8 protein-coding genes are annotated in these 12,226 nt (G+C 55.7%); 2 read left to right on the top strand and 6 right to left on the bottom strand.

Annotation, left to right across the window (positions count from 1 at the left end):
* Window positions 1-10: 10 nt before the first annotated feature.
* Window positions 11-3,640: a bifunctional proline dehydrogenase/L-glutamate gamma-semialdehyde dehydrogenase PutA gene (putA, locus tag BKP64_RS01125; protein WP_070964859.1), complete on the bottom strand. Its 3,630-nt coding sequence runs from the start codon at window positions 3,638-3,640 to the stop codon at window positions 11-13.
* A gap of 170 nt (window positions 3,641-3,810) precedes the next feature.
* The gene (locus BKP64_RS01120; RefSeq protein WP_070964856.1) at window positions 3,811-7,323 is read right to left on the bottom strand and encodes an NAD-glutamate dehydrogenase; all 3,513 of its coding nucleotides are present in this window, start codon (window positions 7,321-7,323) and stop codon (window positions 3,811-3,813) included.
* A 161-nt stretch (window positions 7,324-7,484) separates the two neighbouring features.
* Between BKP64_RS01120 and BKP64_RS01115 the strand changes: the two genes are divergently transcribed.
* Entirely contained in the window at window positions 7,485-7,937 is a 453-nt protein-coding gene (locus BKP64_RS01115) for an Lrp/AsnC ligand binding domain-containing protein (RefSeq protein WP_070964853.1), read from the top strand.
* Here the strand turns inward: BKP64_RS01115 and BKP64_RS01110 are convergent.
* The 3 genes from BKP64_RS01110 to BKP64_RS01100 form a co-directional block, all read right to left on the bottom strand.
* Window positions 7,918-8,685 (bottom strand): hypothetical protein, encoded by a 768-nt coding sequence (locus BKP64_RS01110; RefSeq protein ID WP_070964851.1) that lies wholly within the window; start codon window positions 8,683-8,685, stop codon window positions 7,918-7,920. The genes BKP64_RS01115 and BKP64_RS01110 overlap by 20 nt on opposite strands.
* Window positions 8,686-8,781: 96 nt before the next feature.
* A complete protein-coding gene (locus BKP64_RS01105) occupies window positions 8,782-9,288 on the bottom strand; it encodes an acyl-CoA thioesterase (protein WP_070964848.1) in 507 nt (168 codons plus the stop codon).
* A gap of 60 nt (window positions 9,289-9,348) precedes the next feature.
* On the bottom strand, window positions 9,349-10,260 hold the full coding sequence (locus BKP64_RS01100) for a malate dehydrogenase (protein WP_070964845.1): 912 nt from the start codon (window positions 10,258-10,260) through the stop codon (window positions 9,349-9,351).
* A gap of 299 nt (window positions 10,261-10,559) precedes the next feature.
* Here BKP64_RS01100 and BKP64_RS01095 point away from each other — a divergent pair, with 299 nt between their 5' ends.
* The gene (locus BKP64_RS01095) at window positions 10,560-11,027 is read left to right on the top strand and encodes a hypothetical protein (protein ID WP_070964843.1); all 468 of its coding nucleotides are present in this window, start codon (window positions 10,560-10,562) and stop codon (window positions 11,025-11,027) included.
* On the opposite strand, the gene BKP64_RS01090 is transcribed toward BKP64_RS01095, so the two are convergent.
* Entirely contained in the window at window positions 11,024-12,211 is a 1,188-nt protein-coding gene (locus BKP64_RS01090; RefSeq protein ID WP_070964840.1) for a YbfB/YjiJ family MFS transporter, read from the bottom strand. The two genes, BKP64_RS01095 and BKP64_RS01090, sit on opposite strands and share 4 nt — an antisense overlap.
* Between the last annotated feature and the right edge of the window lie 15 nt (window positions 12,212-12,226).

Below are 12,226 nucleotides of genomic sequence, written 5' to 3'. Positions count from 1 at the left end.
AGCCAAACCACTACTCCGACGCAGCAATCAGGCTGGCATTACCACCGGCAGCGGTGGTGTCGACACACAGGTGACGCTCAATCACAAAGCGCTGATCCAGAGTGTGCTCCGTAATCAACGGCAGCAATGCGCCTTCACGCTTCGCCAGGGCCAGGCGGTACTCTCGCAGCATCGGGCGCTCGGCACAGCTCACAACCGCCTCAAAACCATTTGCGGTTGCCAGTGCCTCTGGCTCCAACTGCCCGTCAAGGCCGACAATCGGCAAACCGGCTTTCGCAGCCTCGTTCACCTGACCCTCAACACCCGGTGCAATCACAACCACCTTGTTGCCCTGCGACAATGCTGTTCCGGCCTGTTCAAGGGCCGTGGCCTTGTCGGGGCCAAGACACAGCACGACCCCACGGGCATGATTGGAAAGGCGGTTCAGCTCACCAGTCGGCCCCGGCATCTCTTCCGAATGGGCGTCCAGAGGAGCGGGCACGTCACCGAAGATGGGCTTCATTGCTTCAATACGCGCTTTGGGCTTTTGAGTCTTGAGCGAATCCAGCTTGCCAATCAGGCCCTGAAGCTTCTTCGCATCGACCTTCTTGCCACCAGAGTCCGCCGCAACCTCAACGGTCTTGCCTTTGATAAACCGGCGGACATATTGCGGTCCGCCCGCTTTCGGGCCGGTGCCGGAAAGGCCTTCACCACCGAAGGGCTGAGAGCCCACGATTGCACCGATCTGGTTCCGGTTAACGTAGGTGTTGCCAACCTTTATCCGGCTTGAGATGCGCTCAACACGGCGATCAACCCGGCTGTGAATACCGAATGTCAGGCCGTAGCCCTTGGCGTTCACCGAATCAACAACCTTGTCGATGTCTTTGGCGGCAAAGGTGGCCACATGCAGCACCGGGCCAAAGATCTCTTCTTCCAGTTCTTCAATACCGCTGACACTGATCACGGCCGGGGAAACAAAAGTGCCGTTTTCAGGGACCGGCATCTTTTTAAGCAAACGTCCCTTGGCCTCATACGCGTTGCAGTGATCGGTGATTTTCTTACGGGCAGTCTCATCGATCACCGGACCGACGTCCGTGGAAAGCAGCCAGGGGTCGCCGATACCAAGCTCATCCATTGCGCCATAAAGCATGTTCAGCAGATTGTCGGCAATGTCTTTCTGGACATAGAGCATACGCAGTGCGGAACAACGTTGCCCTGCACTCTGGAAGGAAGACGCCAGCACATCCCGGACCACCTGTTCCGGCAGTGCGGTGGAGTCCACGATCATGGCGTTCAGGCCACCGGTTTCCGCGACCAGCGGGGCATCCGGCGCCATATTTTCGGTCATCACCTTGTTAATGCGCTGGGCTGTTGCGGTTGAACCGGTGAAGCACACGCCGGACACACGGGAGTCGGATGTCAGAGCTCCACCGACCGTGGCGCCGGTGCCCGGCAGCAATTGGATCACTTCTTTGGGAATGCCCGCTTGGTGCATCAACTCCACAGCGCGCACGGCCAGAAGTGATGTCTGCTCGGCCGGCTTCGCCAGAACCGCATTACCCGCCACCAGGTTCGCCATGATCTGGCCGGTAAAGATGGCCAGCGGGAAGTTCCAGGGGGAAATGCACACCATTACCCCGCGCGCATCTCCGCTGTCCTCGTACCGAACGCCCTCGTTGGCATAAAACAGCGCAAAGTCCACCGCCTCGCGAATCTCGGCAACGCCATCCAGCAGCGACTTGCCGGCCTCACGGGTAGCCAATGCAAACAGCTCATAGGCATTTTCTTCATACAAGTCAGCCACTTTTCGGAGGCATTCCGCCCGCTCTTCGGCGGTCCTGGCGGACCAGGCTTTGAAGCCTTCCTGAGCCGCTATAATAGCCGTATTCACGTCTTCCTCGGACGCTTGGGTGACGTGGCCAACGGTGTCTTCCGGGTTGGCCGGGTTACGCACCACCTGGACTTCCGCACCGGACAGGTCACCGGCAATCACAGGGCCACCCTTCCAGCGATGGTCGCGGAAGGCATCGCGCCCCGCATCAATCTCTTGCACCGTAACCGGATCGGTAATATCCCAGCCCTTGGAGTTACGACGCTGCTCCCCAAACAGCTTGAAGGGGTGCACGATTGCCTTGCTGGAAATGTTGTTCCCCATTTCCTTAACCGAATCAATCGGGTCTTTGGCAATCTCTTCCGGCGTAATGCGCTTATCAACGATCTGGTTCACAAATGAACTGTTGGCACCGTTTTCCAGCAGACGACGAACCAGGTACGCCAGCAGATCTTTGTGAGGGCCGACCGGCGCATAAATACGGCAAGGAACGCCACTGGCTTTCAGTACTTCATCGTGCAGGGATTCACCCATGCCATGCAGACGCTGGAACTCATAATTTTCCACGCCCCCGGACTTCGCCAACTCAAGGATGGCCGATACCGAATGGGCATTGTGAGTGGCAAACTGCGGATAGATCCGATTGGTCATGTTCAGCAGTTTGGTCGCACACGACAGGAATGAAACGTCACTGCACGCTTTACGGGTAAATACCGGGAAGCCATTCAGGCCCATAACCTGTGCACGTTTGATTTCAGCATCCCAGTATGCACCTTTCACCAGGCGCACCATAAAGTGGCGATCGTACTTCTCGGCCAGACCGTAGAGCCAGTCCAGCGTGAAGGAAGAGCGCTTGCCATAGGCCTGAACCACAACACCAAAGCCATCCCAGCCTGCCAGTTCCGGATCTGACACAATCGCTTCGATGACATCGAGCGAGAGATCCAGTCGGTCCTGTTCCTCGGCATCAATGTTGAAGCCCATGTTCGCGGCTGCCGCTTTTTTCACGAGCTTGCGGGCTCGGGGCAGCAACTCCTTCATGACCCGCTCCTTGTTACCATACTCATAGCGGGCCAGGAGCGCAGACAGCTTTACAGAGATACCCGGATTCCTGCGAACGTCACCCTTGCAGGCCTTGGCAATGCTGTCGATCGCATTGGAATAGGACTCGTAATAACGCTGGGCATCATCGTCAGTACGGGCAGCTTCACCCAGCATGTCATAAGAGTAGGTGTAGCCCTTGGCCATGTAGTCTCTGGCTTCGTCCTGCGCTTCGTTAATGTCGCGACCCAAAACGAACTGGCGGCCCATTTCTTTCATTGCCTGACCGGCCACCGTGCGAATCACCGGCTCACCAAACCGTTTGAGCAGTTTACGCAGCGTATCGCCCACGCTGTGACGCTCGGAGTCTTTCAGCAGGTTACTGGTCATCAACAAGGCAACCGTTGCGGTGTTGATCAGCGGAGAAGACGCTTTACCCACATGCGTACCCCAGGCACCCGATGTAATCTTGTCTTCGATAAGGTCGTTAATAGTAGTGCTGTCCGGCACGCGGAGCAGTGCTTCGGCAAGACACATCAGGGCAACACCTTCTTTCGTGGTGAGACCATACTCTGCCAGGAACTTTTCCATGATCGTGGACTTGGCGTTCTTGCGGACACCGCGCACCAGATTGGCTGCACGGGCAGAGATTGCCTCGCGCTCGGCCTGGGACAACTGAGCACCAGCAATCATCTCGTGAATCACCTTATGCTCATCAGCGAGGTAATAATCGCGTATCGCCTGCCGGCTATCGACAAGCTCAGGAGTCTGTGACTGCTGCGGTCTCATAATTGTACCCTCTTAGTTATTTGTCTCTCCCGCATTCTACCGAGATCAACAAAGACTATTTGTCTATAAGAACCTGGCAAGCAAACCGATATGCTTTTTTTTCTTAATTAAAATTTACCTATTCTCTATATAAAAATTAATTTTCAGTCGATATGCCTACACAATGACTGCTACCCAACCTTCAGGGCAAGCTCTCTGAGTACGCCGTGGGCAACAGAAAAAACGGCGCAATCGACTTCTTTGGCAGCTTGCATGTCACTCAGCATCTTTTTCCAGCGGCCCAGCAGCGTTTGCTTGTCATCGCGCCACGCCTCCAGTAATTGCCGTGGGGACCCATCGTTCGGAGCCCCGGGCACCTCTGCGGACAACACACTGGATGTGAGATTCCGCAACTGGTAATCCAGCTCGTCCCTATAGTGAATAGTCGCCAGAACCTGCCAGTGCCCCTGCGCCCGGAACGTTCGCATCTGGCCGTCCAGCCAGGTCAGGTTGAGACTCTCTCCCAACCGGAAATACACCCAGGCTACCGATTCCAGTTTCTGGTCCAGCTGACGTGATATTTCGATCATATCCATCAGCCAGTAGCGACTTCCCGCCGAAGCACACCAAGCCGCCAAGTCTTCAGGAACCGCACGTTTACAATAGTCAGCATAGCTTTCCTGCCAACGACTTGCAGGGATCACCGATTCCAGATGTTCCCTGGACGCCATCACCTCTGCCAGAGGCCCCCGGTAATGGGCCTCGCAGGCAGCGGGGTCCAGGTCATTCCGGCAGTTATGTAACAACCAGCTGGTACTACGGGTAACCAGGTGGATGGCATCGCCAAACAACTTCGCCTGCACCGGCCAACTGACTTTCCCATCGAGCTTTTCTATCTGCTCCCATTGGGCGTCTACGTCATGAATTCGAAGGGAGATCAGGTAGGCAGCGGCAATCCGACCGAAATCAGCCCCGGTCGCATTGCGGATCCGGTCGACCCAGGTGCTACCCATGCGATTGACGATATCGTTTGCGATCTGCGTGGAAGAGATTTCCGCACGCAACGGATGCGCATTTATCGCCTCGGGGAACGCACACAGCAGAGAGGCTGGAAAAGCGGAATACAGTGCAGGGGCAAATCGGTGATCCTGCACGATGGGAGACTTGAACAAGCCCTGCTTCAACTCGATTTTTGCGTAAGACACCAGTACCGACAGCTCCGGCCTGGTCAGCCCCTGCCCCTTTTCCCGGCGCTCTTGCAGGACCTCGTCATCCGGCAGGAATTCCAGCGCCCGATCCAGCTTCCCCTCACTCTCCAGGCGCCGCATGAGCCGATCATACTCATCGCCGGAGGCGACTGCGCCACTCTGAGCCAGACTCAACGTCATCGCCTGACGGTAGTTATTTTTCAGCACCAGTTCCGCGACTTCCGGCGTCATCGCCTTCAGCATACGGTTTCTCGCCGCAAGCGTCAGGTGTTGCTGATGCACCAGCTCGTTCAGCAGGATCTTGATGTTAACCTCATGATCCGAGCAATCGACTCCCCCGGCGTTGTCGATAAAGTCCGTATTCGCCGAACCGCCGCCCCTGGCAAAGTCAATGCGGGCCAGCTGAGTAACCCCGAGGTTGCCGCCTTCACCGAGCACCTTGCAACGCAATTGATGACTGTCGATTCGCAAAGCATCGTTGGATTTGTCGCCAACATCTTCATGGGACTCGGTTCGCGCTTTCACGTAGGTGCCGATGCCACCGTTCCAGAGCATATCTACCGGCGCCTTCAGAAGGGCACTGATCAGCTCGTTTGGAGATAAGATTCGGGCCTTGACCCCCAAAGCCTTCCGCATCTGGGGGGACACCGGAATCGACTTCAATGCGCGGGAAAATACGCCTCCACCCTGGCTGATCAGCTGGCTATCATAATCGGCCCAGGTTGATCCCGGGAGCTCGAACAAGCGCCTGCGCTCGGAAAACGAGGCCAGGGCATCAGGCGCCGGGTCGACAAAAATATGCTGGTGGTTGAACGCGCCCACAAGACGAATTTTGCTGGATAGCAACATACCGTTGCCGAACACATCGCCCGCCATGTCACCCACACCCACGACGGTAAACTCATCCGCCTGCGTTTCCACTCCCCTTTCCAGGAAGTGGCGCTTCACCGATTCCCAGGCGCCCCGGGCCGTAATGCCCATTTTCTTGTGGTCATACCCTTCGCTGCCGCCTGAGGCAAACGCATCACCCAGCCAGAAGCCATACGCTTCGGCGAGCCGGTTTGCGATATCGGAAAACGTCGCAGTACCCTTGTCCGCCGCCACGACCAGATAGGTATCGTCATCGTCGTGACGAACCACATTCACGGGCGGCACCACGACACCACCATCCAGGTTGTCGGTCAGGTCCAGCAACCCACGAATAAAGGTCTGGTAACAGGCAACCCCTTCAGCCCGCAACGCTTCCCTGGAGCCATCCTGAGGGGGCTGCTTGACAACAAAACCACCTTTGGCGCCGGCAGGAACGATCACGGAGTTCTTTACCTGCTGAGCCTTGACCAGACCAAGCACTTCCGTGCGGTAATCCTCAATTCGATCCGACCAGCGCAAACCGCCCCTGGCAACACGACCTGCCCTCAGGTGCACACCCTCCACGCGGGGTGAGTAGACAAAAATCTCGAACCTTGGTCGAGGCTTGGGAATATCCGGAATGGATGAGGGATCGAACTTGAGAGCCAGATAACTCTTGAACTCACCGGTTTCCTGCCTCTGGTAGTAGTTGGTTCTTAACGTGGCTTTTATCAGCACGAAGAACCGCCTGAGGATACGATCATCGTCCAGGCTTGCAACTGCCTCGAGTGCCGCCTCTATATCCTGCTCAATCTTCTGCGCCATGGCACTGCGCTTGTCCGGTGATGGCAGATCCGGATCGAATCGGACCCGAAAGAGCGCAACCAACCTGGTGGTGATATCAATGTGGCGAGCCAAGGCATCCGCAATGAAAGGCTGACTGAAGCCGAACCGAAGCTGTTTTACGTAGCGCGAATAGGCCCGGAGGAGAACAACTTCCCGCCAGCCCAGATCTGACATCATGACCAACTGGTTGAATTCGTCACTCTCTGCAAAGCCATTCCAGATCTCACGGAATGCTGCCTGTATCAGCGGCTTTGCACTCTCAAGGTCTGCTTCCTGGCAACGCGGGTGAACATCCACGCTAAAGTCGCTGACACCGAATGTCTCTCCGTCTCTTCGCTGAATCCGGTAGGGGTGCTCTCCCAATACCCGCATTCCCAGGTTTTCAAGAATGGGAATGACATCGGAAAGCACAACCGGATGCCCCTGGCTGTAGAGTTTGAAATGCAACCCGGATTCGGAAGGATCCCTTGGCTGGTAAAACCGCATGGGCACATCGGAACTGACGGCAATGGACTGAATACGATCAATATCGGCGATTGCTTCGCCTACTGAAAATCGGGCCCGGTAAGTGGACGGGAAACCACCGCTGAACACCTGTGCATAACGCCCGCCCAGCGTTTCTCCAAAAGCCGAGACCAGCTGGGCGTGCAGATCGTCATCCCAGGAACGGGACTCCTGCACCATCCGGGCAACAATTTCCCGTAGCTCTCTGGAATCATCGCTATCGGGCGACTGTTCCTGAAGAACATTGGCAAGCTGCTCCAGCAGAGTTTGTTTTTGTAAGGCGCGGGAATCGGTCATCGGAACTCTCCGGGGGAATCCATCATTGCGGGGTTATGACTGGCGTTAACTCAGTATACTGAAGTCCCGAAAGTCGCTTTGACCATATAGTTTCCAAAAGCAGGTATTTTGATTATATTTAGCTGAAGATATAGCCGTAAATTTAACCGGGAATCGAAATTATGGTCGAACTGGATAGAATTGATCACTCCATCATCCGGGAGCTGCAAAAGAATTCCAGGATCACCGTTACTGAACTTGCCTCCCGGGTTGGCTTGTCTAAAACGCCATGCCAGGTGCGCATGCGCCGGCTTGAAGAGCAGGGTTACATCACAGGCTATACGGCCCTGGTCAATCAAACCAAACTGGGACTGAGCCATATTGCCTTTGCTCAGGTAACCCTGAATGACACCAGCAGCAATGCCCTCGAAGCCTTTAATAAAGCGGTGAAACAGATATCGGCAGTGGAGCAGTGCCACATGATTGCCGGCAACTTTGATTACCTGCTAAAAGTCAGAACGCGGAATATGGCCGAATACAGGCAGGTGTTGGGTGAGCAGATTTCCGCACTACCCCACGTACTTCAAACCAGCACATTCGTGGTCATGGAAAACGTCAAGGATGCGGGAATTTGACCATGGAGGACTGCAGGCCCAGCTCTTTGCGGTACAGGGCATTGCCTATTCCCAGTACAATTTTGTCCACTGAAAAATCGGCCGGAATCTCGGCCCTGGCACTGTTATCACCTTCAATCGCCAGCACCAGCTTCAGCAGGTCCAGCAACCGGATAACCAGATCCATCACGCTGAAGTCTTCTGGCGGATCAGCGTTTTCCCGAACAACCCAGGCCTTGGCCGCTTCAACGATATGAGCCGAATGGTTGCCCAGCGATGAAGTCGACAAAGTCCTGACTGACTCCAGACGCTGCTCCCGCTCCAGCCGTATGGCTTCCATACATAAATCCCGGGAATGCTCAGGTGAGGCTTCATCGCGCAGCATGCCTGCCAGCCTGAGGTCGACCGTGCCTTCGCGGCACTGGTCACGGTATTCAGCCTCGATGGCCCTTCGGGCATGAGGCAGGAACTTCTGTACTGCCTGCTCACGGGCCTGGACCAGATCATCGAGAGACGCCGCACTCACCATGGCGCTCATCACCTGAACGCAGTAGAGCAGGTGTTCCCAGATTTCCGGAGCGATTCTATCCGGGTTGCTCGGGAGCACCCGTTTGATGGAGACGAACTCAAAATAGAGGGTTGTGACCTCCCGTTCGGAAAAACCGGAAGTCCGGATAATATGAGGCAATCCCAGCTCTTCAATTTCACGAAGGAGCCTGGGCATCAACATGAGGATATAGTGCTGGGCTCCGCCAGACGGAACATCCATACGCCCTCCCTAACCCTTAACCAAAGCAACCCGGTGAGACGCCCATCAAACCGTCTTCACTATCAACATAGCAGTTTTCGGCGGAGAAGGTCCTGCTCAGGAACTCCCGGAAGCCGAGCGGGCCAACTGGGTCCGGGTCTTGAGGCGCCCTTCCCTCCGGATCTGGGCATTGTCATAACGGCGCTTCTGCTCGTCGGTTTCAGGCGTGATCGCCGGCACATCCACCGGTTTATCATTCTCGTCCAGAGCCACGAACGTGAAGAAGGCCGAAAGAATGTGCCGGGTATCACCGGTATAGCTGTTCTCCGCCTCCACTTTGGCGCCGATTTCCATGGACGAGCCCCAACTGCGGTTAAGGGAGAGGCTGAACAGAAGGGTATCGTTTCCCTTGGCAGGCGCCCGAAAGTGTATGGAATCCACTGCGGCGGTGACACAAACATGGGCCGAATGGCGTTCGGCAACCACGAGGGCCAGGCGATCGCACTTCGCCATGATCATGCCCCCGAAGACCGTATTGTGGGCATTCATGTCATTGGGAAAGACTTTGTATACGTGTTTCTCAATGGCGGACGAGGACACGGGTTTGGACAGCATTTCAGACATCGATCCTTTATCTCTCTGGCTTTACGCAAAGGTTACTACAGCAAGGGAACCTTGAAACGATCAATCCGGTTCCGCGGATGTGACAACGTTTCGGACCACGTCAGCACTGTGAAGAAACGCCGCCTGCTCTCTCTCATTCAGCCGCGGATGCAAAACCCGCTCGATACCATTGCTACCCACCACCGCCGGCAGGCTCAAACAGACGTCGCTCACACCTAAAAAGCCATCAACGCGAAGGCTGACCGGCAGCGTATGTTTGGCGTCAGTTGCAATACATTCGATGATCTCCGCCGCTGCCAGGGCTACCGCGTAATTGGTACAGCCTTTGTGCTTGAGCACCTCAAAACCGGCGCGCGAAGCCTGCTCAAATAACGCGTATCGACCGGGGGTAGGATCCAGGGGCTCTCCGCCCACATCGGCGCAACTCATCGCCGGAAACTGGCTGTCACCATGTTCACCAAGGATATAGGCACGGATGTCCTCGGTATGGATACGAAGCTCTTCCGCAAGCAACTGGCGAAACCTGGACGAATCCACCAGAGTGCCGGTGCCAATCACCTGGTTGGGACGAAAACCGCCAAATTCCAGTGCATAGTGCACCAGAACATCCACCGGATTGGACACCATCACAATCTTGCAGTCTGGTGAAAAGCGAGCAAGCTCGGGCATCAGCGCCTGCATTAATTCAACATTGCCCTGCGCCAGCTCCAGGCGACTGCTCATGTTCTTCGGCGTCGGAACCGAGGCACAAACAGCAATCACATCCGAGCCGGCCGTATCCGCCACCGTCCCTGCCGTCACTTGTGCGGGAGTGTTGACAAACAACTGGCCATGGCGCAAGTCAAGGACATCACCCATAACCGACTCTTTGCTGCGGCCGACCAGAACCAGCTCCTTCACGATGTTCTTCAATGTCAGAACGAAGGCAAGCGTTGAGCCTACATTGCCCATACCGATTACCGAAACTTTCATGCTGCCTCCCTGGTTCCTGAAAAAAGACGGCGCTGATCGGGTATGACTCTTTGAGCATCGGCAGCCGCCACAACACTTTACAACAAAGCAGTATTCGTACCAGCAACGGCGCATAAAACTTCAACTCGCGCCTCCTCGAAGTGGCAACAGGCAGCTCCAGGCAAAAGTCGCCGGTCGAACCACAGAATAGGTGTCGCCCAGGTTAACGCTCCATTAGGAACCTGTAAGCGACAGGTTCTTTGCCAACGAGTAGCCTGAATGAAGGTGACCAAATTCCTCTCACTAAAAACGGCTTATTGATGATTAACATGTTGGCGACAATTCCTCTCAGGGCCCTGTTCGCACGTCTGTTTTCCCTCGTATTCTTCGTGCTGGCTTTTACGCTGGTGGGAGCAACTGTCATGGATGTCGTCGGCCAGTTTCAGGCCGGTCAGCCACTCATGCAGGCACTGATCAAGGGAGTTAACGGCAGCATCATTGCCCTCGCGGTTTACGAGCTGGCCATGGTGATCCGCTCGGAATACAGCGGGCGGTCAGAATCCCACGATGTCATTACCATGATGAGGCGAACCCTGCCTCGATTCATCGGAACCGTTTGCGTTGCCATGTCCCTGGAAGGACTGATAATGATCATCAAATACAGCCAGCTCGAGCTCGCTGGAAACCTCTATTATCCGGTGGCGATTATCGTGAGCACAGCATTGCTGTTGGCAGCGCTGGGTGCGTTCCTCAAGATGGCACCAAAGGACCAGACCGGGTCTTATTAACCGGTCTGGCTCAGGGCAGCCGTTTCTCTGTCTTTGGCCTGGCGTGCCAGGTGAAGCATCACGACCCCAAGGGCCATCACCAACAGGGTCAGCCAGAGGCCATGGGAATAATTCCCCTCGACATCAGCCAGGTAACCGACGACAGCGGGCGCCAGCATCTGTGCGATACCATAACTGAAAGTAAGCCGGCTCATGGGCCGGGAGGGATTTTCGGGGAACACGCGCCCGACCATCGCCAGCATCATGCTGACAATACCAATGAAGCTGGCACCGTATATCACAGCGCTGAGCATGACGCTGGCCATGCTGGTGTTCAGGATCAACATCAGGATACTCACGGCGTTAAGCGTGTAGGCGAGATAAAGCGCTGTCCACTGCCCCCAACGGCGCGAGAACACATCCCAGAGCCAGCAGGCGGGTGTGGCGGAAAGGCCGGCAATAAGCCAGATCAGCCAGCCGTGACCGCTGAGCTCGGGCATGGACTCGGCAATCGCCACCAGGAAAGTAGCCGTAACCACATAACCAACGCCGGCACAGAAATAGGCCAGCTGCAGAATGATAATAAACCGGCTCCGTTCCTCACGGGCCGCTGCGTTTCCGGTTCGTGGGAGAGCACAGGCCCGATAATCCGGCATCCATAGCCAGGCTGGAACCAGAAGCACCAGCGCCACCAATCCATAGATCACCCACTGCTGATCCCAGGCGAAAGGATCCTTGATCAGCTCTGCAAGAACTGCAGTGAGAACAATCCCGAGACCGATACCCGAAAAGAACACGCCCAGTTCCGATTTCTGGTTATTCTTGATCAGCCAGCTCATCAAGAGCCCCGCACCCAGCAACATGCCGGCGGACGTGCTCAATCCGGAGACAAAGCGCAACACAAACCACAACCAGATGTCGGTGGTGTACCCCATGAGAACCGTAGAAACCACGGCAACCACCAGCCCCAACTGGTACAACTTCACTTTGAGGCCGAGATCACTGATCCGTGTGATGAGCAACGCACCGGTCAGATACCCGGCATAATTCACCGTCGCCAGCATGCCCACAACGGACTTGCTCAAACCAAGCGCATCGACCATCTCGGGTATCATCGGTGTATAGGAAAACCGGGCAATTCCCACCATGACCACAACGGCAATCACGCTGGCTGCCAACACTTTTATTGTTTCTATTGGTTTCAAGGGGTTTCCTTACTT

This window comes from Marinobacter salinus, assembly GCF_001854125.1.
Taxonomy (GTDB): domain Bacteria; phylum Pseudomonadota; class Gammaproteobacteria; order Pseudomonadales; family Oleiphilaceae; genus Marinobacter; species Marinobacter salinus.
Note: the sequence above shows the minus strand (reverse complement) of the source record. Positions and strands in the feature narration are given on the sequence as shown.

What these genes read in the sequence shown, in the direction of transcription:
- putA (WP_070964859.1), bottom strand. Translation starts at nt 3,640, where the DNA reads ATGAGACCGCAGCAGTCACAGACTCCTGAGCTTGTCGATAGCCGGCAG.
- BKP64_RS01120 (WP_070964856.1), bottom strand. Translation starts at nt 7,323, where the DNA reads ATGACCGATTCCCGCGCCTTACAAAAACAAACTCTGCTGGAGCAGCTT.
- BKP64_RS01115 (WP_070964853.1), top strand. Translation starts at nt 7,485, where the DNA reads ATGGTCGAACTGGATAGAATTGATCACTCCATCATCCGGGAGCTGCAA.
- BKP64_RS01110 (WP_070964851.1), bottom strand. Translation starts at nt 8,685, where the DNA reads ATGGATGTTCCGTCTGGCGGAGCCCAGCACTATATCCTCATGTTGATG.
- BKP64_RS01105 (WP_070964848.1), bottom strand. Translation starts at nt 9,288, where the DNA reads ATGTCTGAAATGCTGTCCAAACCCGTGTCCTCGTCCGCCATTGAGAAA.
- BKP64_RS01100 (WP_070964845.1), bottom strand. Translation starts at nt 10,260, where the DNA reads ATGAAAGTTTCGGTAATCGGTATGGGCAATGTAGGCTCAACGCTTGCC.
- BKP64_RS01095 (WP_070964843.1), top strand. Translation starts at nt 10,560, where the DNA reads ATGATTAACATGTTGGCGACAATTCCTCTCAGGGCCCTGTTCGCACGT.